At 48.5% G+C, this 25,066-nt stretch carries 25 protein-coding genes; 2 read left to right on the forward strand and 23 right to left on the reverse strand.

Going from position 1 to position 25,066, the window contains the following annotated elements; genetic code table 11:
• Positions 1-151 precede the first annotated feature (151 nt).
• Positions 152-958 (forward strand): glycerophosphodiester phosphodiesterase, encoded by an 807-nt coding sequence (locus tag GC097_RS26660; RefSeq protein WP_171686291.1) that lies wholly within the window; start codon positions 152-154, stop codon positions 956-958.
• A gap of 66 nt (positions 959-1,024) precedes the next feature.
• Here GC097_RS26660 and GC097_RS26665 read toward each other — a convergent pair whose 3' ends face one another.
• The 20 genes from GC097_RS26665 to gpr all read right to left on the reverse strand — a co-directional run bounded on the left by GC097_RS26665 (position 1,025) and on the right by gpr (position 21,295).
• A complete protein-coding gene (locus tag GC097_RS26665; RefSeq protein ID WP_171686292.1) occupies positions 1,025-1,300 on the reverse strand; it encodes a hypothetical protein in 276 nt (91 codons plus the stop codon).
• 1 nt (position 1,301) lies between these two features.
• A complete protein-coding gene (locus tag GC097_RS26670) occupies positions 1,302-1,451 on the reverse strand; it encodes a YfhD family protein (RefSeq protein WP_171686293.1) in 150 nt (49 codons plus the stop codon).
• Between the two features lie 79 nt (positions 1,452-1,530).
• Positions 1,531-2,328, reverse strand: a complete 798-nt coding sequence (locus GC097_RS26675; protein WP_171686294.1) for a hypothetical protein — start codon at positions 2,326-2,328, stop codon at positions 1,531-1,533.
• A gap of 17 nt (positions 2,329-2,345) precedes the next feature.
• Positions 2,346-3,560 (reverse strand): ABC transporter permease, encoded by a 1,215-nt coding sequence (locus tag GC097_RS26680; RefSeq protein ID WP_171686295.1) that lies wholly within the window; start codon positions 3,558-3,560, stop codon positions 2,346-2,348.
• Positions 3,557-4,234, reverse strand: coding sequence for an ABC transporter ATP-binding protein (locus tag GC097_RS26685; protein WP_171686296.1), 678 nt, complete (start codon positions 4,232-4,234; stop codon positions 3,557-3,559). The genes GC097_RS26680 and GC097_RS26685 overlap by 4 nt, the downstream gene beginning before the upstream one ends.
• Positions 4,235-4,318: 84 nt before the next feature.
• Positions 4,319-6,049, reverse strand: a complete 1,731-nt coding sequence (locus tag GC097_RS26690) for an alkaline phosphatase (RefSeq protein WP_171686297.1) — start codon at positions 6,047-6,049, stop codon at positions 4,319-4,321.
• A gap of 468 nt (positions 6,050-6,517) precedes the next feature.
• Positions 6,518-7,633, reverse strand: a complete 1,116-nt coding sequence (dnaJ, locus tag GC097_RS26695; protein WP_171686298.1) for a molecular chaperone DnaJ — start codon at positions 7,631-7,633, stop codon at positions 6,518-6,520.
• Between the two features lie 109 nt (positions 7,634-7,742).
• A complete protein-coding gene (gene dnaK, locus GC097_RS26700; RefSeq protein ID WP_171686299.1) occupies positions 7,743-9,584 on the reverse strand; it encodes a molecular chaperone DnaK in 1,842 nt (613 codons plus the stop codon).
• 69 nt (positions 9,585-9,653) lie between these two features.
• Complete coding sequence (gene grpE / locus GC097_RS26705) at positions 9,654-10,229, reverse strand: nucleotide exchange factor GrpE (protein WP_171686300.1); 576 nt, start codon at positions 10,227-10,229, stop codon at positions 9,654-9,656.
• Positions 10,230-10,289: 60 nt separating this feature from the next.
• Positions 10,290-11,831 carry a TCP-1/cpn60 chaperonin family protein gene (locus GC097_RS26710; RefSeq protein WP_171686301.1) on the reverse strand — a complete coding sequence of 514 codons (1,542 nt, stop codon included), beginning with the start codon at positions 11,829-11,831 and terminating at the stop codon, positions 10,290-10,292.
• Complete coding sequence (gene hrcA, locus GC097_RS26715; RefSeq protein ID WP_171686302.1) at positions 11,828-12,856, reverse strand: heat-inducible transcriptional repressor HrcA; 1,029 nt, start codon at positions 12,854-12,856, stop codon at positions 11,828-11,830. Before hrcA ends, GC097_RS26710 begins: the two co-directional genes overlap by 4 nt.
• Positions 12,857-12,968: 112 nt before the next feature.
• A complete protein-coding gene (locus GC097_RS26720; RefSeq protein ID WP_312875734.1) occupies positions 12,969-13,442 on the reverse strand; it encodes an N-acetyltransferase in 474 nt (157 codons plus the stop codon).
• A 158-nt stretch (positions 13,443-13,600) separates the two neighbouring features.
• The gene (gene hemW, locus GC097_RS26725) at positions 13,601-14,752 is read right to left on the reverse strand and encodes a radical SAM family heme chaperone HemW (RefSeq protein WP_171686303.1); all 1,152 of its coding nucleotides are present in this window, start codon (positions 14,750-14,752) and stop codon (positions 13,601-13,603) included.
• A gap of 139 nt (positions 14,753-14,891) precedes the next feature.
• A complete protein-coding gene (gene lepA / locus GC097_RS26730) occupies positions 14,892-16,706 on the reverse strand; it encodes a translation elongation factor 4 (protein WP_171686304.1) in 1,815 nt (604 codons plus the stop codon).
• A gap of 75 nt (positions 16,707-16,781) precedes the next feature.
• A complete protein-coding gene (locus GC097_RS26735) occupies positions 16,782-17,177 on the reverse strand; it encodes a DUF3679 domain-containing protein (protein ID WP_171686305.1) in 396 nt (131 codons plus the stop codon).
• Between the two features lie 24 nt (positions 17,178-17,201).
• Positions 17,202-18,437: a stage II sporulation protein P gene (gene spoIIP / locus GC097_RS26740; protein ID WP_171686306.1), complete on the reverse strand. Its 1,236-nt coding sequence runs from the start codon at positions 18,435-18,437 to the stop codon at positions 17,202-17,204.
• 139 nt (positions 18,438-18,576) lie between these two features.
• Positions 18,577-18,732, reverse strand: coding sequence for a hypothetical protein (locus GC097_RS26745; RefSeq protein WP_171686307.1), 156 nt, complete (start codon positions 18,730-18,732; stop codon positions 18,577-18,579).
• Positions 18,716-19,693 (reverse strand): TIR domain-containing protein, encoded by a 978-nt coding sequence (locus tag GC097_RS26750; protein ID WP_171686308.1) that lies wholly within the window; start codon positions 19,691-19,693, stop codon positions 18,716-18,718. The genes GC097_RS26745 and GC097_RS26750 overlap by 17 nt, the downstream gene beginning before the upstream one ends.
• Positions 19,690-20,163 (reverse strand): nucleotide-binding protein, encoded by a 474-nt coding sequence (locus GC097_RS26755; RefSeq protein WP_171686309.1) that lies wholly within the window; start codon positions 20,161-20,163, stop codon positions 19,690-19,692. Before GC097_RS26755 ends, GC097_RS26750 begins: the two co-directional genes overlap by 4 nt.
• A 133-nt stretch (positions 20,164-20,296) precedes the next feature.
• The gene (gene gpr, locus GC097_RS26760) at positions 20,297-21,295 is read right to left on the reverse strand and encodes a GPR endopeptidase (protein ID WP_171686310.1); all 999 of its coding nucleotides are present in this window, start codon (positions 21,293-21,295) and stop codon (positions 20,297-20,299) included.
• A 196-nt stretch (positions 21,296-21,491) separates the two neighbouring features.
• Between gpr and rpsT the strand changes: the two genes are divergently transcribed.
• Entirely contained in the window at positions 21,492-21,743 is a 252-nt protein-coding gene (gene rpsT, locus GC097_RS26765; RefSeq protein WP_028557986.1) for a 30S ribosomal protein S20, read from the forward strand.
• A gap of 70 nt (positions 21,744-21,813) precedes the next feature.
• On the opposite strand, the gene holA is transcribed toward rpsT, so the two are convergent.
• The 3 genes from holA to GC097_RS26780 all read right to left on the reverse strand — a co-directional run bounded on the left by holA (position 21,814) and on the right by GC097_RS26780 (position 24,824).
• A complete protein-coding gene (holA, locus tag GC097_RS26770) occupies positions 21,814-22,833 on the reverse strand; it encodes a DNA polymerase III subunit delta (RefSeq protein WP_171686311.1) in 1,020 nt (339 codons plus the stop codon).
• A 216-nt stretch (positions 22,834-23,049) separates the two neighbouring features.
• On the reverse strand, positions 23,050-24,279 hold the full coding sequence (locus GC097_RS26775; protein WP_171686312.1) for an anti-sigma factor family protein: 1,230 nt from the start codon (positions 24,277-24,279) through the stop codon (positions 23,050-23,052).
• On the reverse strand, positions 24,276-24,824 hold the full coding sequence (locus GC097_RS26780; RefSeq protein ID WP_171686313.1) for an RNA polymerase sigma factor: 549 nt from the start codon (positions 24,822-24,824) through the stop codon (positions 24,276-24,278). The genes GC097_RS26775 and GC097_RS26780 overlap by 4 nt, the downstream gene beginning before the upstream one ends.
• Positions 24,825-25,066 lie beyond the last annotated feature (242 nt).

Below are 25,066 nucleotides of genomic sequence, written 5' to 3' on the forward strand. Positions count from 1 at the left end.
TTCTTGGGTAAAATAACCTACATGAAAGCGTTATATTTTATTGTTTTCTTAATAACTTCCTAATACATTCATGCTAATTTTAAATAAAGGTGGATAGCAGTTAGCAATGGCCATTACCGCCCTCATCCTATGCTAGAATGGAGTCTTCCCCATGGTCAGAACACTACTTATTTTTCTTATTATTGTCGGGCTGGAGCTCTCGACACCTTTTGCTAGCGCCACTTTGCTGGCTGACAACTACAGCCAAGTTACCGCTCACCGCGGCAGCTCCACTAAAGCACCTGAGAACACGCTCAGCGCCTTCCGCCAAGCCATTGCGGATAAAGCCGGCTTCGCCGAGCTTGACGTGCAAGAAACGTTGGACGGAGTCGTTATGCTTATGCACGATGACAATGCGCGCCGCACGACGGGAATCGATAAAAACATGTGGGAAGTCACCTCGTCTGAACTGCGTGCAGCCAGCGCAGGCAGTTGGTTTAGTCCTAAATTTAAGAATGAACGCGTCCCTACCCTCGATGAAGCGATCGATCTGGCCAAGGACCGTATTAAACTAAATATTGAATTGAAAAATAACGGGCACGTCAAGCAGCTCGCTGAGAAAACGGTTGATATCATTAATGCCCATGGGTTTGAAAAGCAATGCACGGTAACATCCTTTGATGCCGGCTTGCTGCATACGGTAAGGAAACTGAATCCGCGCATTAAAACGGGTCTTCTTATCGGCCAGAAAACAGATACGGCCGCGCTTTGGGAGAGTCAAGATTATGACGTCGTTTCTGCAGCTTATCCGTTGATTAACGAACAATTTATGAAGGAAGCCGCTTTGCACAATAAAGAAGTTTACGCTTGGACAGTCAACGATGAAGACGTGATGAAGCGCATGCTCGAGCTTGGCGTCACAAGCATCATTACGAATGTTCCCGATGTCCTTATTCGATTAATGAACGGACTGAATTAAACGGTTATTACAAACAAAAGCATCTGTGGCTCGCGGCATTCGCGGGCAACAGATGCTTTTTGCAACTTATATGGAACCGCCGGCGTCCTCAATGACACGGCATGCTTGCTCATACATGGAATCGTCAATAACTGCAGCCAATATAATATCCAGGCCTATTGCATTGACATCCCCGTCTACGCTTAACATGCCGTCCGCCATCGCGGATTCGAATCCGCGTCCGATATCATTGTCAAACCGGTCCACCTGGACATCAGCGGCTCTAAGTGCTTTCAGCTTGGCTGCCGCGCCTTCGGCTTGCTCAGGAGAATGAAAATAGGCAAGAATGGCTCTCTCTGCCATGTTAACTCTCTTCCTGTCTGTGATCTGCGGCTTCTGCCCGCTCAGCAGCCTCGAAGTCGTCCCTATCTGCAACCTCAGCCGCAAATTCTACATCCTCGTTCTTGGCAACCGGCAATTGACTTTGCTTATCTTGGCTTTGCTTCGGACTCATCTTTGAACCTCCTAAAAGCTATCATAGTAAAATCCAGTTTTTAGTTTGCCAAAGGAAGTTCTTTTTATACAAAAGACAGCTATTCTTTTATTTTCTCGAAGGATGCATCGTAAAGACGGAACATCGTCTTATAGCCAGATTCATCAAGCTTCACTCCGACATCGAGCTTGCCTTTAATGAGCAGAGGTCCAGAGGTGTACCGGAGCTTCACATCGTCAGGCAGAAATACGATCATAATTTTATTCCAATAAGTTTCATCCCCATTATCAAAAGGACATTCGGCTCCCGGTTTCGGGATGAGCAGAAACCAATGCTTGTCAAAGGAAAGCACTTCCCCCATAAACCCTTTAATTTGAACGGTTTTGCCGCTCATATCCCAGAAGCGGTCAGACGGCGTATCCTGCTTGTCATTGTCAAAAAATTGATCCCAGTTGATTTCGTTCGTCAATGAAGTGGGCGGCTTCGCAGATTTACTCGGCTCATCTGCCTTGGACTTCGGCTGGGCGCTAGGTGTCGGAGCTGCTTCAGCTTTGACAGTCGCAGGTTGTGCTGCGGGAGCTGGGCTTGGCACAGCTTTTGGCGGTTCCGAAGCCTTAGGAGACGGAATCGCCGCTGGCTGCGCATCTTTCATTGATGCTGCCTCTGCAGCTTCTGGTGTTGGCTTGGGCATAGCAGTTGGAACCGCAATTTCCGGCGCAGCCGAAGCGGCAGGCTTGGCGGCTGCCGGTTCCTCGGGACGCAAAACGGGCGCAGCGGTTGCAAGCGTCGTCGTTTCCGAACTGCCGAAAGCTTGACCGGCGGTGACCGTTTGCTTTTGACCGCATCCTGCAACGAGCATGACTACGACTAAGATCAGTAGATATAACCTTTTTCTCATCCATCTCACCTCAAACTTCATGACTTAAATAATTGCAAAGGGTCTACACGATAGGCTTGCAGCGCCGGTCCTATGGAAGCAACAACGCCAATGCCTAACGTTCCTGCAATAAGCAGCCATTCTCCCTGCATGAACTGCCAGGATTGCAGCTGCAGACCTGTAAATTCAAACACAATGTCACGGCTCAAATAACCGCCTACATGTCCTGCGAGAATTCCAAACACAAGTCCAATCAACGTAAGCAGCAGACCTTCTCCGATCAGCGAAGACCAAATAAATCCCTTCGATTTTCCGATTAAACGCAGCAAAGCCACGTCTTTTTTACGCTCATTCACCGCTGCAACAAGAGAGAGCAAAATGGAAACCGCCGCCAAAAAAATACAGATCACGGTTACGACGCTTAACGCCCCGGTCCCTTTATCTACGACGTTAACGACATCAGCCACCGCTTTGCTTGTATAAATCGCTTGAACATTGCTCATCTGCCCGTACTTCGTCTTAATGGATTGAGCTCCGATCAGCGTCTTTGGTTTAATTAGAATTGAAGTAACTTCTCTATGCTCCCCGTCCTGACCCCCGTGAACGGCCCAAGCATAATCCAGCGTAGTAAAAACAGCTCTATCGTCAGACGTGAATAAAGGAGGTAAAATGCCAACGACCGTATAACTAAAGTCGTGATGATGCTCCTCTTCCTCCGTCCCTTCTTCCTCTTCCGCTTCCTCTAAACCTTTCACCAACCCGTGCGCGCCTTGAAACTTATCCCCAATATGGAGCCCTAATGTGCTTGCAATATGGGAACCGACAATCGTTTCGCCAAGCTTTCCATACATGTTCCCTTGAGCCAATTGTTTGTCCGAACCATAGCGGGTTGCAAAATAACCGGGCTCCATCCCTACAATGGGAAATCCGTTATAGTTATCCCCTGTCGTCATCGCAAACGCGCGATCAACAGACTCATCTTTACGCAATTCATCCAGCAAAGCGTAAGGCACATTTCCTGTCGGAGCGCCGACATGATAATACGTGTTTAGAGCAAGCTGCGAAGCACTTCCCTTGGCACCGATCGTTACCTCGAAAGGGCCGTAGCCCTTCTCTGCCCCTTGCTCCAGCCCTTCACTGCAAAGCAGCAAAAAGACGACCAAAGCAGCCGTAACCGTTACCGATAAAACAGTAAGAAGAGAGAGCGTTTTCCTGTGAAGCACATTTCTCCAGACCAATCCGATTATTCTCATACGGCATTTCTCCTTGGCACCTCGTTAATCTCCCCAATATGAACACGCTTCGGATACATTTCCGCCAAATGCAAATCATGTGTAACCGTTACAAGCGTAAGCTTCTCTGACTCGCAGATGTTCAGCAGCAAAGACATAACCTCGCCTGCCGTCTCCCAATCTAAGCTGCCTGTAGGCTCATCGGCCAAGACAAGCTGCGGCTTGGTGATAAGTGCGCGAATGATCGCAGCTCTCTGCTGCTGCCCTCTTGACAGCTCATATGGCATATGATGCTGGCGATCCTTCAGCCCGACTCTGTCAAACCAGTCATCCAGCTGCTCTTTCGCTTGTTTCTTGGACCATTCTGGCGGAACAATAAGCTCCACATTTTGTCTGGCTGTCAAGGACGAAATCAAATGAAAATCTTGAAAAATGTAACCGACATGCTCCGCCCTAAAACGGTCTCTCTTACTTTGCGAATACCCGTGGAGAGGCAAACCATTCACCCATATTTCGCCTGCGTCCGGAATCATAACGCCGCTCAACAGATGCAGCAGTGTGCTTTTGCCGCTGCCGCTAGGTCCAAGCAGAGCTATTCGTTCACCTTGCTGGATCTTCCACTCCGGAACGTTAAGAATCGACAAGCGCTGCCCATGCATCGTGAACGATTTTGAAATATTGTTCATCTCAATCATAGATGTCCTCCATATTCATAGGTCAAAGATAGGAAAAGAGGACAAGGGAAGCGTGTTCCCCTGTCCTTCATGACCTTCTATCCTCTAGTTTTTCACGATGCGCTCGTTAACTGAATCCCATGTCATGGTTTTGCCAGTCAGCTTGTTGAATGCTTCCAGCGGCAGATACAGCTTGCCATTGTCTACTTGGCCAACCAGTGTGCTAGCCGTTCCGTTTTCCGTGATAGCGCCGGTTTCAACCAGCACCGAGAGCTTCTCGCTGCCTTTGGACAGCGTAACTGTTTTCGTCGCTTCGTCCCAAGCAACTTGAATGTCTAAAGCTTCGGCCAGTGATTTCGCCGTAAATAATGTCTTGTTGTCACGCGTCACTTTGAAGAGCGGATACAAGTATTTGTCTTGCAGTTCTTTCGTCGCAGCGGCCAGATCAACGCCAATTACTTTCGCACCGCTTTTTGCAATATCGGTATTATCAACGTCACCTTTGACCAAGGAAGCGATAGGTCCATAAGCCCATACGCCAACGTCTACGCCGGTATGACCATGTCCTGTCCAGCCAACAGCCAAGCGTTTGGAAACAACCGCATTGTAGCCGCCAGCGCGTCCGTAAGAGGAACCGTCACCTTTCAAAATCAACGCAATTTCCTCGTCAGACAAGTCTGTGAAGCCAATGTTATCGGCAACGATTTTACGAACGTCATCCGCGGTTTGCGCAGTTTTCAAAATAGCGTCCAAATACTCATAAGAGTGCTTTTGTTTATTGAACAGATCTACATTCAACTCGTACACGTTGTTGATCCCTAAAGACAAACCGCCTGTTTCATGGTCAGCCGTTACAACAACGGAAGTGTTGCCGTCTTTTTTGGCGAAATCAACCAATGTTTTGAACGTGGCATCAAGCTCCAGCATTTCTTGAATGTTAGCAGGAAGATCATTGGCGTGGCCTGCGTGATCGATACGGCCTTGCTCAACCATCAGCACGAAACCATCTTTGTTTTGTGATAAAATATCAAGTGCTTTTTGCGTTAATTGCGGCAAGCTCGGTGTATTCTCATCACGATCAAGTACGTAAGGAATTTCATTCAGTGCAAAAAGTCCGAGTGCATGATCCGCTGTTGCAGGGATTGCATCTAATCCTTTTTTGTCAAACGCCGTTGTGTAGCCTTTAGCTTCGAAGTCAGGAATAATATTTTTATCTGTACGTTTACCCTTTTCGTCTTTCGTCACAAAGTTCACTTTACCGCCGCCGAAAAATACATTGACACCGCTAGCAAGGTATTGGGAAGCGATGGCATTCTGGTTGCTGCGTTGACGAACATGGGATGCCCAAACCGCAGGCGTAGCTCCGACAATGCTGTCTGTCGTTACTAGGCCGGTTGCTTTGCCTTGCTTCATCGCGGCTTCAATGATCGAACCAAAAGGCTTGGCAACATCGCCGTTGGACACGCTGATCGCGTTATTGTATGTTTTATTTCCTGTAGAAAAAGCCGTTGCAGCTGCAGCTGAGTCAGTGACAGCACCGGATTCCGATGTGTATGGACCTGCTTGCGAGTATGTAGTTGCTTTACCGACATAATATCCGCCATCAAGCTCTAAGCGGTCTTTATTTAAAAACTTTTTGGAGTAATATCTTGCTGCCGTTACTTCAGCCGGCCCCATGCCGTCACCGATCAATACAATCAAGTTCTTCGATTGCGCCGGCGCCGCTGGTACGGAAGACGGAGTCGTTTCAGCTGCAGTTGCTACGCCTGCTACGTTTAAGGCCAGTAAGGAAAGCGTAAGACCGGAACCCATGATTTGTTTCAAGCTTTTTTTCAAGTTGTATTCCCTCCAAATATTAAGAATCTCACGTTATCTATCATATCGTTCATAGATTAAGAGGACGTTATCCGTAAGTATTCGCTATGTAAAAAATTCCATATAATATTTGCTGAATGTAAACGAACGAGCTCATGGAACCCGCGACATCAATAAGGGAACTCCATTCCCTTATTGATGCGAAAAGCGCTATTTCTGTAGGGTGCGGAGAACTACAGGGTCTTATTTCACCGCAATCGTTCAATTATCCGTCCACGACAGCGAAATAACGGACCCTAGTTCCCTCTCGCGCTCTCAAAGGGCTTTTGTTAGCAAAATAGAGCCCTGCAGTTCCCCTATCTGCTACGCGTTCTCATGGAATCGGTGAAATTATTCTTAAATGCAAAAAACACTCCGCCTGGCATCCTCGACAGATCCAAGATCTGTGAGAACTCCAAGGGAGTGTTCATATTCAGGGAGAAGCCCCTTCTAGTCGCCTAAAAAAGCTCTTTTCATACGCTCGAAAATCGATTGATTCTGCTCATGCGTATGCTCGCCGCTTTGTTTGCCGAACTGGCGCAGCAAATCTTTTTGATCTTCGCTCAAATTCGTCGGCGTTACCACGATCACTTTCACGTGCTGGTCCCCTTGACCGAAGCCGCGCAAGTGAGGAACCCCTTTTCCTTTTAAGCGGAAATAGGTGTCGGTTTGCGTGCCTGCCGGAATCTTGAGCTTTACTTTCTCCGTCAGCGTAGGAATTTCGATCTCATCGCCAAGTGCCGCTTGCATGAACGTTAAAGGCACTTCGCAGTAAACGTCATTGCCTTCGCGTTCGAAAAATTCATGGGACTTCACGCGAATAACAACGTAAAGATCCCCTGATGGGCCTCCGCGCGTGCCGCTTTCGCCTTCGCCGGATACGCGTAGTTGTGCGCCGTCATCCACACCTGCTGGTATCTTAATGTGAATGGTGCGCTGTTTTTTCACTTTGCCGGCGCCATGACAGGTTCCGCATTTGTCTTTGATGATTTTGCCCGAGCCGTTACATTGCGTACATACGCGGCGGTTAACAATACGGCCAAACGCCGTATTTTGTACGACTTCCTGCTGACCGCTGCCGTGACAGCCGCCGCAAGTTTCAGGCTTCGTTCCCGGCTTAGCGCCAGATCCTTGACACGTATCGCAATTTTCCGTTCGTGGAATGTGAATGTCGGTTTCTTTGCCGAAAACAGCTTCCTTGAACTCAATCGTCATCGTGTACTGCAGATCGTTTCCGCGTTGCGGAGCGTTCGGATTCCGACGGTTCCCACCGCCGCCACCACCGAAGAACATATCAAAAATATCGCCAAAACCGCCGCTGAAATCTTGGCCGCCCATACCTTGGTTCGGATCAACGTGGCCAAAACGGTCATATTGGGCTTTCTTTTGATCATCGCTTAGCACATCATAAGCGTCTTTTGCTTCTTTGAATTTATCTTCCGCATCAGCAGCTTTATTCACGTCAGGGTGATACTGACGCGCCATTTTACGGTAAGCCTTCTTGATGTCTTCTTGCGAAGCATCCTTGCCGACCCCAAGCACCTCGTAATAATCACGTTTACTCATTGTTCCACTCCCATGTTCAAGACTACAAACGGAAAGTCAAAGCCACGGAGAACCCCCCTTGGCTTTGACTCATACGTTTCTACACATCCAGTATTACTATAGGATATGTTTATTTTTTTTGTTCGTCAACAACTTCGTAATCCGCATCCACAACATTTTCTCTGCCTTTAGGAGCTTCGCCAGCGCCAGCCGCGCCGCCTTCAGGACCTTGAGCGGCAGAAGCTTGCTCATACAGCTTCACGGAAAGCTGTTGAATCACTTCTGTAAGCTCTGCAGTTGCTGCTTTGATGGTTTCAAGATCGTTGCCAGCCAGAGCAGTTGTTACTTTCTCTTTGGCAGCATTGGCTTTATCGATCTCGCCTTGGTCAACTTTGTCGCCAAGATCTTTGATCGTTTTGTCTACGGAATATACGAGTTGGTCCGCTTCGTTGCGAGCTTCTACAAGCTCTTTGCGAGCGCGGTCTTCCTCAGCATGCGCTTCCGCGTCTTTCACCATTTGCTCAACTTCCGCATCGCTTAAGCCGCTGGAAGAAGTGATCGTGATTTTTTGGCTTTTGCCAGTTCCTTTATCCAAAGCGGATACGTTAACGATACCGTTGGCATCGATATCGAAGCTAACTTCGATTTGCGGTACGCCGCGCGGAGCCGGAGGAATATCACCAAGCATGAAACGGCCCAGTGTTTTGTTGCCGCTAGCCATGGAGCGCTCACCTTGAAGCACGTGAATCTCAACGCTAGTTTGATTATCTGCATAAGTGGAATACACTTGTGATTTCGTTGTAGGGATCGTCGTATTACGGTCGATCATTTTCGTGAACACGCCGCCTGCTGTTTCGATACCAAGGGAAAGCGGAGTTACGTCTAGAAGTACAACGTCTTTCACTTCGCCTGTCAAAACACCAGCTTGAACAGCTGCGCCAAGCGCAACAACTTCGTCCGGGTTAACGCCTTTATGCGGATCTTTGCCTGTCAGTTTTTTGATTGCTTCTACAACTGCAGGAATACGTGTGGATCCGCCGACAAGAACAACTTTGTCGATTTGGCTAGTGGAAAGCCCGGAATCCTGCAAAGCTTGACGTGTTGGTCCAAGAGTTCTTTCTACCAAATGAGCGGAAATCTCTTCGAATTTCGCGCGAGTCAAGTTAAGCTCCAAATGCTGAGGAACGCCGTCAGCTACCGTAATGAACGGAAGGGAAACCGTCGTTGTAAGTACGCCGGAAAGTTCTTTTTTCGCTTTTTCAGCAGCATCTTTCAAACGTTGGACAGCTGCTTTATCTTTGCTTAGGTCGATGCCTTGCTCTTTTTTGAATTCGGCTACGAGGTAATCGATGATGACTTGGTCAAAATCATCTCCGCCAAGCTTGTTGTCACCGCTTGTAGCTTTAACTTCGAAGAAGCCGTCGCCCAATTCAAGGATGGACACGTCAAACGTACCGCCCCCAAGGTCATAAACAAGAATCGTTTGATCTTCTGTTTTTTCCAAACCGTAAGCAAGCGCTGCAGCAGTTGGCTCATTGACGATACGAAGTACTTCTAGACCGGCAATTTTACCAGCATCTTTGGTCGCTTGACGTTGGCTGTCATTAAAGTAAGCTGGAACCGTGATAACCGCTTGTGTCACAGATTGACCAAGGTAAGCCTCTGCATCGGCTTTCAGCTTTTGCAGGATAATCGCGGAAATCTCTTGCGGCGTGTAGTCTTTGCCGTCGATGTGTTCTTTGTGGTTCGTACCGATATGGCGTTTGATCGAGCTGATTGTTTTGTCAGGGTTTGTGATCGCTTGACGCTTAGCTGTTTCACCAACAACGCGCTCGCCATCTTTTTTGAAACCAACAACGGAAGGCGTCGTGCGGTTACCTTCTGGGTTAGGAATAACGACGGCTTCTCCGCCTTCCATAACAGCTACGCAAGAATTTGTAGTACCTAAGTCAATACCAATAACTTTACTCATGTTAAAGCTTCCTCCTTTTTGCTCCTAGGGAACATGTAAATAGATTGGATATTTTTAAAAATAATAAGATTACACGCTAACTTTCACCATTGCTGGTCGAATGACTTTATCTTTGAGAATATAGCCTTTTTGAAGCTCCTCAACCACAATGCCTTCTTCGTGCTCGTCGGATTCAACTTGCATCACAGCTTGGTGGAATTCCGGGTTAAATGGCTGACCTACAGCTTCGATCGGCTTAAGACCCTCAGTTGTCAGCACTTGATACATGCCGCGGTACGTCATGTCCAAGCCTTTCGCCAATGCGTCGAAATCCTTCGTCTCTTTGCTTGATGTCAGCGCCCGATCGAAGTTGTCTACAATCGGCAGAAGCTGCTCGATCAATTTAACCGAAGCATATTTAGCAAAGTCTTCCTTCTCCGCTCTAGCGCGGCGGCGGAAGTTGTCGAAGTCCGCTTGAACGCGTAATAAACGCTGATAGTTTTCTTCGGCTTGCACACGCGCCTTCTCCAATTCGCCGGCTTCCTCGGAAGCGTCAGCTTGGGAGTCTTGAGCAACCGCATCTTCTTCGTTTTCAGCGATTTGCTCGTTGTCGGCTGCGTATGTAGTGTTCACGTCTTGCTCATCTGTTTTGTTATCAGTACTCAATTGTCCTTCACCTCCTAAACATAATACACCAAAATTTCTATATCGTCAGTTTGCCCAGCTTTAGCCTTCTTCAAAAGGCTGCTTCATCTTAATAACCGTATGAATACGCAGTACAGCGGCAGCAACCTCTCCTGCAGCCTGCAGTGCATGAATTTTCACATCCGCCGGGTCCACAATGCCGGCTTCGACGAAGTCCGTAACCATCCCGGTATCGCAATCGATTCCGAGGCTGTCGGTTTCCATCGCGATTTGCGCGGCTTTCAGCTCTTCCACCTTCTCAAGCGGATTGTATCCCGCATTGACGACGATTTGAGCAAGCGGCTTGCGCAATGCTCCCGCGACAGCGGCTACACCGAAGCCCTCCATGCCCTTCATCGTTTCGCGAAGGCGCTCCAGATCATGTGCAACCGCCATCTCCGCGGCACCGCCTCCAGGCAAGTACCCGCCGCGCACGGCGGCTTGCACGGCCGAGGCGGCATCCTTCGCGATGCGCGACCGTTCATGCGCCGCTTCGCGCGTTGCGGCGCCAACAATCACGGTCACGTGCTGCTCACCGTGACCGCCGGCCACGCGCACACGCCCCAGCCCTTCGTCGTACGCGGCATAGCCCGCGCGGCCTAGCGCCGCGCCAAGCTCCGACGCGCTCTTGCGGAGCGCCGTGCGCCGCACCGGCCGGGCGCCGGTGTGTTCACTGAGGAGCTGCAAGTCCCTGCGGGACAAGCGCTGCAGCACGATAATGCCGTGGTCGGAGCAGAACTGCTCCGCCTCGGGGTCAACCCCGCGGTCGGAGGCAATCAGCCCGACGCCAAGCTCCAGCAGCGATTCGAGCGAGCTGCGGAAGTGCTCTCTCAGCTGCATGTAGCGTCCGAAGCCTGCTTCCGTGACCAGCGATTCCTCGCTGACCGCCTCAGGCTCCAAAGCGTCATGCAGCACAAGAATGCGGGCATCACGGCGCTCCTGCTCGAGATGCAGGTTCATCGGCTTCTGGTTCAGCAGAATGCCGGTCCATACTTCGCTGTTCGCCTCTTCATGGGCGATCACGCTGTCAGCGAAGCGGTAGCCGTCTTCGCGAAGCTTCGCCTCGCCGACCGCTTCGGCAGCTTGAACGATGAGCCTCGCGATATCCCGCTGCTCTCGGCCCGCCGTGATGGCGATGCGCTTTAGAGCGGCATCACCTAAACCCGAGATCGTGCGGCTCCGGCGCTCTAAGCTTTGTACCGCCAGCTCGATGCCTTGCAGCATCCCGCTGACGACTTTGGCAACTGGAACGCCGCGCGTGACTTGGGCGACGCCTTCTTGTACCAGCGCGCCGGCAAGTACCGTTGCCGTCGTCGTTCCGTCGCCGATTTGCCGCTGCTGGCTCCGGGCAACCTGAATCATTAGTCTGGCTGCGGGATGGGTGACGTCCATTTTTTCCAAAATCGTGACGCCATCATTCGTAATAATGACTTCGCCCTGCCCGCCTACCAGCATGGTATCAAGCCCTTTAGGGCCTAGCGTGCCCTCGACCGCAGAACAAATAGCCCTAACGGCTGATGCATTATTAACTAAAGTAGAGTAGCGTTCTTCGCCTTCGCTGTGAACCGTCTTCATACCGCTCATTTGCCGTACCAACGTCCCAGCACGTCTTCCATATGCTTAGATAAATGGTTCATTAAACTAATGACCCTGCCATATTCCATCCGCGTAGGCCCCAAAATGCCTATCGTACCCAAAGGCTGGCCGCCGATCGAATAGGAGGCCGTGATCAAGCTGCAATTATTGATTGCTTCAATACTATTTTCAGCACCGATTTTAATCTCAATGCCTTCATTTGACGGTGTAAATAATTTGATAAGCGTAGGAGCTTCCTCCAATAGATCAAAAATGCTTTTCACCTTTTCAACATCTTTGAACTCAGGCTGTGTCAGCATATTGGTCATACCGCTAAGAAATACACGGTCCTTATCATCGCTTTGCAGCACGCTTTCCACAACGGAAAGTAGCTCCTGGTAGCCATTCACATACTTGCTCAACTCGCTTGAAACTTCATTGTACAGTCGGGACTTAAACTGAACCAGCGGCACATTTTTGAGTCTGGAGTTTAAAATGTTAACGACCTTCTCAATCTCAGACATCCGTATGCCTTCAGGAATCGTCACTGTTTTGTTCTCGACATGTCCCGTATTTAAGACGATAATCGCAACGGCTGTCGTTTCCGAGAGCGGGATAATCTGCAAATGTTTCAGGGTTGTGCTAAAAACTTCGGGACCGAGCACAATCGACGTGTAATTCGTTAGAGAGGAAAGCATTCCTGCGACGTGCTGAATGACCCCTTCCATCTCATGAATTCTTTCGGCGAAAGCGCCTTTCATCGAATTCAGATCGTTATCAGCCAATGTTCCATGCTGCAGCAAGTGATCGACATAGTAACGATAACCTTTGTGCGAGGGAATACGACCAGCGGACGTATGGGGCTGCTCCAAGTAGCCCATCTCTTCGAGATCGGACATTTCATTGCGGATCGTAGCCGGACTGAAACCGACATTCCCCCGCTTCGAAATACTTCTTGAACCGATTGGCTCTGCTGAACGAACATAATCATCTATGATAGCACTTAAAATCATGCGCTGGCGTTCCGTCAACATCAAATACCCCTCCTCTTCACAAATCGCTCTATGATCACTTTCGTTAGCACTCGTATTTAGTGAGTGCTAAATCCTAATACAAAAATAACAGACCCTAAGGTCTGTTGTCAAGTCAATCCAATCGTTTAAGTACGGCGATTTCGTCGCAGCAATACTGTTTTTTGCAATGCATGCAATCTTTCCAAACCTTCTCCGGAAAAATCTCTTTTGGCACTAAGGTAAATCCGTTTTTTTGAAAAAAAGCAACCTCATACGTTAGCGCCATAACCTTCACAATACCTTGGCTTCTTGCTTCTTCAACCAGGAAATTCACAAGCTTGCCGCCGATCCCTTGCCCTTTGTATCCTGGCGTCATCCCCAGCGAGCGAATCTCGACAAGATCTGGCCCAAGCTTCGTCAGGGAGCCGCAGCCAATGAGAAGTCCGTCGTGCTCGGCCACGACGAAGGAGTCGATTTGCTCTTCCAGCATCTCTTTGGTGCGCGGCAGCATAATGCCCTGCTTCGCATAGCCTTGTATAATTTCATAAAGCTTATCGATATCGATGATCGACGCTTTCCTCACGGACACTGTAGTTGATGAATTCACTGTCACCCCACCAATCGCAAAAAAATGCATAAAACCCACGCTAGCGTTCTCACGGCTTTACCGCTGAACAGCTTGTGGATTCATGTATAAATATACAACATCACGTATATTTGCACAAGGGATTTTTTGTATGATTCCAGCAGCGCCTGATGAATAACCTAGGTGAGGAATGAGGCAAACACTTCATTGCCCAGCAGGATGCCGTGTTTGGACAATCGATACCCTTCCGGCGTTCGTTCCAGCAGTTTTTTCTGCTCCCAACCTTTGATTGTTTCTCCAAAATGCGATTCAATCGTTTCCCCGAACTGTTCTTGGAAATCAGCGTCCCGAACGCCTTCCAATAGACGCAAGCCAACCATCATGAAATCTTCCATCGCTTCCTGCCGTGTAACTTCAAATTGCTCCATGACCGGCAAGCCCGCTTTGGTTGCCTCGATGTAAGGCTGAATCCCTTTCACATTCACGTGGCGCTGTCTGTTCATATATCCATGCGCACCTGCGCCTAGCCCGTAATAGGAGCGATTCCGCCAATACATCGTATTGTGCCTGCTCTCCCGGCCCGGTTTAGCAAAGTTGCTTATTTCATATTGTTTGTAACCCGCGGCTTCCAAACGCTTCATAATGAGCTCATACATATCGACCTCTTCATCTTCGCTTGGCAGTGGCAGTTGATTTTTGTTGAAGAGCGTATGGAACAGCGTGTTTTCTTCTACTTTTAAACTATAAATGGAATAATGCTGAAGATCGAGCGACAGTGCCTCATCTAATGTTGCATTCATGATATCGACGGTTTGTTTCGGCAGGCCGAACATTAAGTCGATGGACAAATTGTCAAAGCCCAACTTTTTGGCATTTTCAATGCTTCGATGCACATCATCCGTATTATGAATGCGGCCAATCGCCGCGAGCAGCTCATTGTTAAAAGATTGCACGCCGAAGCTGATGCGGTTGACGCCGCCTTCTTTCATAACAGCAAGCTTATCTTCATCCGTCGTTCCCGGATTGGCCTCCATCGAAAATTCGACTTCCGCCGGATCTGCCGGGAAATAGGTGCGAACCATTCGCAAAAACCGCTCCATCTGATCAGGAAGCAGCACGGTCGGCGTTCCTCCGCCCACGAAAATCGTTTCTACTTTGGCTGGCGGGTTATTTCTTACGGTAAGCTCCATCTCCCGCTCCAGCGCATCTAAATATTCCATGACAGGCTGGCCTTTGAGCACATAGGAGTTAAAATCGCAATAATGGCATTTATTCGTGCAAAACGGGATATGAATATACACCGCAGTCGGAGCCGCATTAGTAACTAGCATAGGGATATTTCCTTTCTATCCCGGATAAAAGGCTTCGTCCTCCTCTTGGACGGGCGCGTTTATCAAGGTTGGTGCGAAACTGATAAAAAGCCAAGGGGCAGAGTACTCTGCCACCCCAGCTTCTTATTTCTTCCACAAACTATTCGTCTATTTTGAGAACCGCCATGAACGCTTCTTGCGGCACTTCAACGCTGCCGACTTGCTTCATGCGCTTTTTGCCTTCTTTTTGCTTATCAAGCAATTTACGCTTACGCGAAATGTCACCGCCATAACACTTGGCAAGGACGTTTTTACGCATCGCTTTCACCGTTTCACGGGCTACAATCTTTTGTCCGATTGCCGCTTGAATCGGCACTTCGAACATTTGGCGCGGAATTAAATCCTTCAGCTTATCGCAAATGATTTTGCCGCGGTGATACGCGGTATCACGGTGAACGATGAAGGAGAGCGCATCGACCTGCTCGGAATTGAGCAAAATATCCATTTTCACGAGACTCGATTTCTTGTACCCGGATATCTCGTAATCAAAGGACGCGTAGCCCTTCGTTCTGGATTTCAACATGTCGAAGAAATCATAAACGATTTCGGACAATGGGATGTCGTAAGTCAATGTGACGCGATTGGAATCCAAATACTCCATATTCAAGTATTCGCCGCGCTTGCCTTGGCACAAATCCATAATCGTACCTACATAATCGTTCGGCACAATGACGGAAGCTTTGACGTAAGGCTCTTCAACGAAATCAATGCGCTGCGGATCCGGGTAATTCGATGGATTATCGATATCCATGACATCGCCGTTCGTTAGCGTAATGCGGTAGATAACGCTTGGCGCCGTAGTGATCAACGGAATGTTGAACTCACGTTCGATTCGTTCCTGAATGATTTCCATGTGGAGCAGTCCCAAGAATCCGCAGCGGAAGCCAAATCCTAGAGCTGTCGATGTTTCAGGCTCGAAACGAAGCGATGCGTCATTGAGCTCCAGCTTTTGCAAAGCTTCACGCAAATCATTGTAGTCGGTCGTTTCAATCGGATACAGTCCGCAGAATACCATCGGGTTGATCCGGCGGTAACCCGGCAGCGGTTCCGGCGCTTGGCGATCCGCTTCGGTTACCGTGTCCCCGACACGCGTATCTCCGACATTTTTGATGCCCGCTACGATAAAACCAACATCTCCGACCTCAAGGGACGGAACGGAGGACATTCTTGGCTTGAAAGCTCCAACCTCGATAACTTCAAAGGTTTTGTTTGTCGCCATCATTTTAATTTTGGAGCCTGCCTTGATCGAGCCATCCACGACACGTACATAAACGATAACACCTTTGTATGCGTCGTAATGGGAGTCGAAAATCAGCGCTTTAAGCGGGTTGTCAGGATCACCTTGCGGTGCGGGCACCTTCTGACAAACTTGCTCAATGATCTCCTTGATCCCGATGCCGGCTTTCGCAGAAGCCAGAACCGCTTCGCTGGCATCAAGGCCGATCACGTCCTCAACTTCCTGCTTCACTTTATCCGGATCAGCGCTCGGCAAGTCGATTTTATTAATAACAGGTAAAATTTCTAAATTGTTTTCCAGAGCCAGATACACGTTAGCCAGCGTTTGCGCTTCAATCCCTTGCGCAGCATCGACGACCAGCAAAGCTCCTTCACACGCCGCAAGACTTCGGGATACCTCATAAGTAAAGTCGACGTGTCCCGGTGTATCGATCAGATTGAGAATGTAATCTACGCCGTCATCCGCACGGTAATTCAGTCTTACCGCCTGCAGCTTGATCGTAATCCCGCGTTCCCGCTCCAGATCCATTTGGTCAAGCACTTGCTCCTGCATCTCACGGGTTGACAAAGCTCCTGTATATTCCAAAATACGGTCGGCCAGTGTCGATTTACCGTGATCGATATGAGCGATAATTGAAAAGTTTCGAATTCTTGATTGTCTTTCGCGAATGTCAGTCATGCTAACGTATTAACCCCCACAACATGCAAATAATTTTCATTATAGCAGTTGTGGGAAGTTGCAGCAATGTACCCGCTATCCTTTCCCTAGTATGGCGTCAAATATTGACACAAACAGCTTGATGCCATGATGCGCAATAATTTGCAGCAGATCCCCGAGTTTGTTGCCCACATGATTCAGCGAATTGTCGTGATCGGCTACGGGATCCGCTTTCTTTTCCGCTTCGGGCTTTGCGGTTGCCGTGGCTTTGGCTGCTGCATCGCCTTTCGGAGTCGGTGATGGCTTCGTAACGGTAGTGGTCGTGATATTCGCAGCCGCCGGCTTCACTGTCTCTTGAGCCGCTTTTCCTGAAGGCTGAGGGCCTTGTATCCGCTCCATCCCGCTGGACGCCAAGCTGACACCGAACAAAATACAGAACAGCAGCAGCAATCCGAACAAGCCCACTTTGATATAAAACTGCCTCAGCTTCATGGAAAGGCCTCCTTCAATTCGCTTTTAAGATTGCTTCGGGTTTGCAACCGGCGCATCAACTTTTTTGGCGTTCAAAATCACTTCCGAAATGGCTTCCGCCAGCCAGTCCGTTGTCCGGTAGCACTCCTCCAGTGAGTTATATGGACCGCCTACCTCGATCAATATACTGTTTGGCGAAAAGTTTTGATTATATAATCCGTTGCCTTCGCTTGCTTCCTTCGCATGAATTCCTTTGGAGATTCCAGGATGCTTGGCTTCCAGCACTTGATGAATCTTATTGGCAAATTCCTCATTCTTTTTCCAATTCGGATTTTTCCCGCCGACGATGAAATACACCTGTGCGTAATCCTTGCCGTCAATGGTGGCGGTTGTTTTATTACGCGCAGCAGAGTCGCGGTGGATATCGAAGTAATACTGTAAATCCGGATGTTGGGCCGCGGCTTCCTGGAGCGTTTTCAAAGAATACTTGTAGGAGTAAGGATATTCGAAGTTTTTAACCGTACTCGGATACACCGTTTGGGAATGAACCGATCCTATGCCGTCTTTCTCTAGATTTTGCGCTAACCGCTGACCGACGGAGATGATATTGACGGTATCGCTGTAAGCCTTGTCCGGGTTCGTAACCCCCTTAAGCTCTGGCAGGAAGGATTCATTGCTGTGGGTTTGGTAAATGAAAGCAACATTGTCACCTGCCGATTTGGGCGGCTGTCCTACTGGATTTGCGATAGGCGCTGTAGTGCCTACGGGTGATGGCTCCAGCGATGGAGAAGGAAGAGGATTTTTGGCCTCTGCTTCCAGATCGGAGGGATTGGGACTGTAGTCGATAGGGTCGCTGGGGTTAATGGCGCTCCCGCTTCCTTTGACCAAGACCGTCGTCTTATTGGCATCCATCCCTGGGACTTCGCTAGCTACCAAACTTTTCGGATCGCTCGGATTGATGTCCGTTAAGAACTGGAAGGCGAAATGAAAGACATTATGTTGAGAGAATGTGAATTTCTTCTGGTCTTTATTCAGATGAGGCACTTCCATGCCGAGCATATCGATAAAAAATTGATTCGTGACGGATGCGGCCAAACTTTTCATTGACGAAACCGGTGAAGTGGTCTTGACTTTGTTCTGCAAGTAGCCGCCTACACCAATTAATACGAAGATGGCTAAGGTTGCTGTACTGAGAATAAAAAACGTTTTTCCGACGGAACTGGCGCTCTGAAACGTTTTTCGAACATGGCTGAGATTGAGTGTGGCTGATGTCCATTTCATAGTTTGATTCCTCCTAAACTATCTTAATTCAATCTATGAAACGGGCTTCGTCGATAGAACCTGAAACGATAGATTTTTTATGATAGAGAGAGAACACAAAAAAGAACCCCATCAGGGGTTCTCGGTCAATCATATAGAGCTATGCTAGCGATTCGAAATCGAACGAGCCTTTGGCTACGATCGTTACTCCGCTTGTTTTGTTAAGAACAGTGGGACCGTTATATAGTTTGAGCAAGCTCTTGTCGCTCGATTTCTGTGCACTCTTGGCGGTTAGTCGGTTATGAACTTTCTTCATGTGCTTCAGCATAGAGAATCCTTCCTTTCACAATGGACTTGAGTGAAGACACGAGCTTCGCGTTTCGTTCCGATAACGCCATCATGACTTGATGATGGTGGCGCGGCGGAATATCCGTCCTTGTTTTGAAATGTATGGAGGAAACGATCGTCGGATGCAGCTTGACGCAATAAATATATTCGAATTCGCCGTCTTCTTTATCCTTGGCTCGGCCGAGGTAGATGTTCGTCTTTTCGCCGCGGTAGCATTCCGCTAAGTAGCTGGTAGGATCATTCACGTTGAAGCTGTGGTTGCTGCTCACCTGACCGGCGCGGCCAAACTGTTGTAAAGTGACACCGTCATCCAGCAGTTCGAACAGCGTAGCAGCGGTCACTTCTTGAAGCTCAATTATACCACAATTGGTATCAAATGTCTTATGGAATTTATCCAAAACGCGGTCATAATCCACACTGGAGACACTAAGCGAATCCAAAGCATCGAACAGGAAACTGCGTATCGCATCGTTCTTTTTCATATCAGATAGTTTATAGCGTTTTTTATGTGCTGCAATGGAGCTCTTAATAGGATATAAATGAGGGCCTGCCAACTCCGCAATCTCTCTATCGTTCTGCCCGTCATCGATGCGCAGCGAATGGTAGCCTTCCAAGTAGTCCGGCAGTTCACAAGCTATCGACATGATAAGAAATGTCCTGCTGTGCCCTAACTCTCCAATACAGAGCCCGATGAGCACCAAGAGATTCGCATAAGTCAAAGGGTGCTGAAAGTCCTCCCGCGTCAAAATGAGAAGGGCAAAATCCGCTTCTTCCAGATGTTCTTTGAGCATTTTCAATTTATGCTGAGATGCCGTCAGAACACCCTGATTAATGACCGTGACATCAGCTGTGGATGCAAGCTGCGTTTGATAGAATTCAGCCCATAGCAGACTATCAAGCGAACAGCCAATAAATATTTTCGGTTTCATTTGTCTCTCAGTCCTAACTCCTTCAGCATCCGTTTCACCGTATACGTGGCCGGTCCCAGTCCCGCCATCAAGCCCGAGGGATGATCAGCCTTATAAGTAAGCGGTGTCAAGCCAAGCAGATCCGTGGCTATATGCAAGTCTTCTTTTTCCGGAATGAGAAAATAAGTTCTCTCCAGACCGATCTGCCCGATAAACAGACCCAGCTCCAGAATAACATTATCGCGAACTGTGCTGACGACCGAGTCTCTTAAAAGCGTTAAATCATTCGGTTGAAAAACAAAGATGGCAAAATCGCTAGCTTGAGCCTGCTTAATTAGTGGGGCTAGTGTCGTATGTGAAGGGGGGAATAAAAGTTGGCTCCAAACCGTGACGTCACAGGAAAAATGGAGATTAGCTTGCAAAGCCTCTGCAACGTCAACGCTTTCAGCAGATGATCCGATAAACAGTCTTGCCAGAGGTGATCCGTTCACAGAATCACTCCCTTCATTTTGGATAGTCGTCAGTTATTTCGACGCCTCCCATCTTTTTCCTGCCGGTTGCAGCTAAAATAAGGCAAAAAAAGAACTGTTCCCACGTATCGCCGCGGACCCAGTTCCCGTTCAATCAATGTGTATAAGCGGCCACGTTCTCCACGCTAACCGCATCGTGTAAAGCCGCATTCAAGCCGCTGGCAATAATATTGGCGATGTCCTCGATAAACTGGTCGATTTCCTTCGGGGTGACCAGCAAATCGTGACCGACAGGGTTCAGCACTTCTTTGACGAGCTGCAGGCGCTCCTCCTCATGTATATTGTCCAGCAGCCCAAGAATTTGCCCGGTATTGCTCGTCTGCTCGCTAAAATGCTTATGCATCAGATCGAACGCATTATTCACAATCGTCGAGGCATACACAACGGTGGGAACCCCAATGGCGATTACAGGGATGCCAAAATTCTCTTTCGTCAGGCCTTTGCGCTTGTTCCCGATGCCAGAGCCCGGATGGATGCCAGTATCCGCTATTTGAATGGTTGTGTTTACCCGGTCCAAGGATCGGGAAGCCAAAGCATCGACGGCAATGATGAAATCAGGCTTGGATTGTTCGACAATTCCCATTACGATATCGCTGCTCTCAATTCCCGTCGTCCCAAGTACGCCTGGCGCTACCGCGCTGACCGGCCGATAACCGGGGCTCACATCCTCAGGCATTAATTCAAAGTAATGACGGGTAACCATCACATTGTCCACGACGAGCGGACCGAGAGCATCGGGTGTGACATTGGAATTGCCGAGCCCGATAATGAGCGCTTTCGCATTTTGCGGGATGCCGATCTCCCGCAGAAACTGCTCGAACTCTTGAGCCAGTTTCGTGGCTACACGGTCTTGCAGCTGGCTGTCTTTCTCCCGCAGAGCAGGAACTTCAATCGTTATATAATGTCCGAGAAGTTTGCCAAGGGCTCTTGAGCCTTCTTCGTTTTTCACATTGATTTTGGTAACGCGTATCCCGTTTTCGCGAGTGGACTCCTGTTCAATGCCAGGAATCGGCTGCCCCTGATTAGCTGCATGAGCCATATCCCTAGCATCCAGCGCAAGATCCGTATGTGTTGTAAAAGAGCTTAAGTCCATAGAAGTTCCCCTTTCTCAGGTGCATTGCATCTCATAGTGTGTGTCGATTTTAAAGCCGTTATGCAAAAACGAAGACCACTGAAAACCTATTGACAGGTCTTGCATTTTCAATAGTTGCATGGTAGAATACTTAAAGTTGTCAGCAAACATACAAATGTAACGTTGAACCGTGTTTTGTAAGTAGGAGGTGAATTTCATGCCAAACATTAAATCCGCTATTAAACGAGTAAAAGTTAGCGAAAAGCGCCGTCTTCGTAACGCTTCCCAAAAGTCCGCTCTGCGTACTGCTGTGAAAGCTTTCGAAACAGCTGTAAGCCCAGAAGCTCTAATTAACGCTTCCAAGAAATTAGACAAAGCAGCTTCTAAAGGCTTAATCCATAAAAATGCCGCTAACCGCAAGAAGTCCCGTCTGGCTAAAAAGCTGAACGCTCTTACGGCTCAAGCGTAATACAGGACATAAAAAGCAAAAGTCCAGTTCTCTTCGGAGAGCTGGGCTTTTTTCCATGTAAAAAACCTTCCTAGGCAGCAAGCCTAAGAAGGAACATTTCTAATCCTAACACTTTATCGATTTTCCCCGTTTTCATTTGGAAATCCAGATCGGCCAACTGGGCCATGATCTCGCTCAGCTTCTCGATCTTATATTTCCGCGCCTGCCCCTCGGCTACTTTCACGGCGAAAGGATGCAAACCGATCTGCGAAGCCATTTGCTGCTGCGAATACCCCTGTTTGCTGAGCTCCTTGACCTGCAGCATGATGCGAAACTGCCTGGCGATAAGAGCGGCTATTTTGATCGGCTCTTCCCGCTGCTTCAGCAGTTCCTCCAAGATGACGAAAGCGCGCTCCAGCCTTACATTCACAATGTCTTCAATAAGTATGAAAACATTTTGCTCCGTGCTCCTGGCGACGAGCTGGTCGATGACATCTGCCGACGCCTCGTTGCCGGCGCCCACATATAGGGAAATCTTCTCAATCTCAGCCGATAAGGCTTGTAAATTCCCGCCTGTGTAGAGTATTAATTGATCCGCGGCTTCACTGGTAAATGAAAACCCGCGCTGCCGCGCTCCGGCCGCCACCCACTGCTGCAGCTCATCCGGGCTAAGCGACAGGAAAGGAACGGCCGCTTCCATGTCTTTGAGAGCTTTAACGATCTTCTTGCGCTCGTCTAATTTATCCGCGTCCACCGTAAAAACAACGACGGTATGCTCTGCGGGCGATTTTAAATAGTCGGTCAATCGATCCAAATGATGTTCAATCTTGGTGCTTTCCTTGGCGCCTGTAAAAAACAACGCGTTCTTGGCGATGACAAGCTTCTTCGGCACCATGAAAGGGAGTGTCTCAGCATCCTCCAGCACAGATGAGAGCGAGATCTCGCTTAAATCGAATTTGCTTACGGCAAATTCCTTATGTTCCGGCTCAATGAGTGAATCCGTCAATACTTGGATAAACTCTCTCATCTTATATTTCTCAGGACCGTAGCACAAGTACACGGGTGCCTGCCGACCTGCTTGTATATCTTTTAATGCTCTCTTTGCGTCCATAGCTGGCCTCCACTCCTCGCTATCATTTTACCAACAACAAAGGGATTACGTCAAAGTCCTAAGACCTTACCGTAATCCCTTTGTCTGTCTATTTAAACACCGGTTAAAGGCTCTAGAAACCTTAGACCGTGTGGGCGAACCCCCATACTTGCTTTAGCTTTCGTATAATTTAACATACGCAGGAGCCGCTATATTGGTGCGTTCGTTTCAACAATTTTAGGGCGTTTCTTCCTTTTTCAGATTCACGTCAACGCGAATCGTATGGAGCGTGCCCCCGCTTTGAACTTGATAAAATAACTTGTCATCCTTGGACCATTCCACCAGTGTGATCACGTCCTCTGACTGCCAAACTTGCTTGGACGCAAATACGATTTCCAGCGTTTCGCTATTACGGATCACAACGTGATGATCTTCAACAGCTGCTGTCAAAGTCCCCGAAGCTGATTTCAGAAAATTATCAGTAACCGGTACGGTCAACGAAAACATACCGACGCCGGAATCCCTCTCTACCCCTTTTTTCGCAACAGGGGTAGAGGTCGGCTGAGTTGTTGGGGCAAAGCTATTCGCTATGTTGTTGGGCTCTGCAACTAGCGGGGCAGGCGGATTCGATTGCTTCGGCTCTGCACCCTTCAGGTTGCCTCCAACCGTGGCGGACGGATCTTGCATGCGCTCCGGCGCCGAAGTTGAAGGCTCCACACGCGATGCATCATTAGCATCCTTCGGCGGAGACGGCTTGATCGTATCCGGTTTTTCAAGCGGTGCATTCGTTGTCGCTTGCGGTGGCGGTCCACCTGTCTCTGATGTTTGCAGCTGCTGCTTTAGATCGGATTTCGGATCTGCTGCGTGTGCGGTATCATTGTTCTGGTTGGCGGAAAACTCGTTAGCGTCAGGCGTACCGGAGATTTTCATCTTGTCGGCAGTTTCCGGATTCCCTTCCGCACTCACTTTCGAATCCGAGGCTGCCGAACTGCTATGCTCAGCCCTTTGCTTAGATGCTGCCATCGGCAGCAGGCCGTCAGCATTATCCATCACAGGATGCTTTAGATTAAAAGCAAAGAATCCGAGAATGAGACCTGCGGCAACAACACCACTTGCAAATTTCCAAGAGAACTGCGATCCAAGCCGGCGTGTCCAAGGGAGTCTAGTGGGCTGTCCTTGTTCGATCTGTTTGACTTCTGTGCGGAAGACAGCTGCTTTGTCGGTAATGGACGCCGCGGCTACTTTATCAATTTCGTCCAGCTGCGGCAAAATGGCATCGACCAAACTGTATGGAGGAACAACCTTTGGTAATTGGGCTAATTCACCCGATATTCTTTGTAAACGTTCAAACATTTGTGCACATTCCAAACAATAGGCCAAATGAGCGTGGAGCTCATCTTCCTCTTGCGAATCCAGATCTCCATCCAGCTGCCTTTGCATAAGTTCCATCACCTCTTGACAATTCATCCCCGAACACCTCCTTTCTGATATTCTTGGAGCAGCGATTGTAACTGCTGTCTGGCGCGAAATAAGTAAGACTTCACCGTATTCAGCGGTAAATTCAAAGATTCGGCAATTTCATGATACGAAAAGTCTTGCAAATAACGGAGAACAACTACAGATCGATGGTGCTCGGGAAGCTTATCGATTGCTTCTCGAATATCTTTGGCTAGATAGCCGGTCATGATTTCATATTCAACATTGTGCTCTGCAGTAAAGGTCATATCATGCTCATCAATAGAAACCGTCGGTTTCGCCTTGCGAAATTTATCGATGCAGATGTTTGTCACAATCCGCTGTACCCACGTCTTGAACAACGCTTTTTCTTCATATGAATTAATTTTCGTATAAATCCGAAGGAGCGCCTCCTGCGAAGCATCAAGGGCATCTTGTTCATTATTCAAAATATAATAAGCGGTTCGATAGACGTGAGACTCAATTTCTCGCAATAGGGTAATGAGTGCATCACGATCACCGGCCTGAGCTCTTTTAACCAGTTCGGGTGCTACCACTGGGATCCCTCCCTCTTGCAATCTTACAGACGCAGCAGCGTCTCATAATGTTGCAATGGTTTTAGAATAAATAATAATAAGGCGGTTCGCAACTACCAGAATAACAAAATTTCATGAATAAATACACTTCTTAGACGTAAAAGAACCGGATTAGTTTAATCCATAACGGATGAATCCGTCCATCCCCTTTCTTATTTCGGTCAAATTACTCTTCATTGTAAGCCTTTTTAAAAGTTAGGATA

The organism is Paenibacillus planticolens, assembly GCF_013141725.1.
Taxonomy (GTDB): Bacteria; Bacillota; Bacilli; order Paenibacillales; family NBRC-103111; genus Paenibacillus_E; species Paenibacillus_E planticolens.

What these genes read in the sequence shown, in the direction of transcription:
- GC097_RS26660 (WP_171686291.1), top strand. Translation starts at nt 152, where the DNA reads ATGGTCAGAACACTACTTATTTTTCTTATTATTGTCGGGCTGGAGCTC.
- GC097_RS26665 (WP_171686292.1), bottom strand. Translation starts at nt 1,300, where the DNA reads ATGGCAGAGAGAGCCATTCTTGCCTATTTTCATTCTCCTGAGCAAGCC.
- GC097_RS26670 (WP_171686293.1), bottom strand. Translation starts at nt 1,451, where the DNA reads ATGAGTCCGAAGCAAAGCCAAGATAAGCAAAGTCAATTGCCGGTTGCC.
- GC097_RS26675 (WP_171686294.1), bottom strand. Translation starts at nt 2,328, where the DNA reads ATGAGAAAAAGGTTATATCTACTGATCTTAGTCGTAGTCATGCTCGTT.
- GC097_RS26680 (WP_171686295.1), bottom strand. Translation starts at nt 3,560, where the DNA reads ATGAGAATAATCGGATTGGTCTGGAGAAATGTGCTTCACAGGAAAACG.
- GC097_RS26685 (WP_171686296.1), bottom strand. Translation starts at nt 4,234, where the DNA reads ATGATTGAGATGAACAATATTTCAAAATCGTTCACGATGCATGGGCAG.
- dnaJ (WP_171686298.1), bottom strand. Translation starts at nt 7,633, where the DNA reads ATGAGTAAACGTGATTATTACGAGGTGCTTGGGGTCGGCAAGGATGCT.
- dnaK (WP_171686299.1), bottom strand. Translation starts at nt 9,584, where the DNA reads ATGAGTAAAGTTATTGGTATTGACTTAGGTACTACAAATTCTTGCGTA.
- GC097_RS26710 (WP_171686301.1), bottom strand. Translation starts at nt 11,831, where the DNA reads ATGAGCGGTATGAAGACGGTTCACAGCGAAGGCGAAGAACGCTACTCT.
- hrcA (WP_171686302.1), bottom strand. Translation starts at nt 12,856, where the DNA reads ATGTTGACGGAACGCCAGCGCATGATTTTAAGTGCTATCATAGATGAT.
- hemW (WP_171686303.1), bottom strand. Translation starts at nt 14,752, where the DNA reads ATGCTAGTTACTAATGCGGCTCCGACTGCGGTGTATATTCATATCCCG.
- lepA (WP_171686304.1), bottom strand. Translation starts at nt 16,706, where the DNA reads ATGACTGACATTCGCGAAAGACAATCAAGAATTCGAAACTTTTCAATT.
- GC097_RS26735 (WP_171686305.1), bottom strand. Translation starts at nt 17,177, where the DNA reads ATGAAGCTGAGGCAGTTTTATATCAAAGTGGGCTTGTTCGGATTGCTG.
- spoIIP (WP_171686306.1), bottom strand. Translation starts at nt 18,437, where the DNA reads ATGAAATGGACATCAGCCACACTCAATCTCAGCCATGTTCGAAAAACG.
- GC097_RS26745 (WP_171686307.1), bottom strand. Translation starts at nt 18,732, where the DNA reads ATGAAGAAAGTTCATAACCGACTAACCGCCAAGAGTGCACAGAAATCG.
- GC097_RS26750 (WP_171686308.1), bottom strand. Translation starts at nt 19,693, where the DNA reads ATGAAACCGAAAATATTTATTGGCTGTTCGCTTGATAGTCTGCTATGG.
- gpr (WP_171686310.1), bottom strand. Translation starts at nt 21,295, where the DNA reads ATGGACTTAAGCTCTTTTACAACACATACGGATCTTGCGCTGGATGCT.
- rpsT (WP_028557986.1), top strand. Translation starts at nt 21,492, where the DNA reads ATGCCAAACATTAAATCCGCTATTAAACGAGTAAAAGTTAGCGAAAAG.
- holA (WP_171686311.1), bottom strand. Translation starts at nt 22,833, where the DNA reads ATGGACGCAAAGAGAGCATTAAAAGATATACAAGCAGGTCGGCAGGCA.
- GC097_RS26775 (WP_171686312.1), bottom strand. Translation starts at nt 24,279, where the DNA reads ATGAATTGTCAAGAGGTGATGGAACTTATGCAAAGGCAGCTGGATGGA.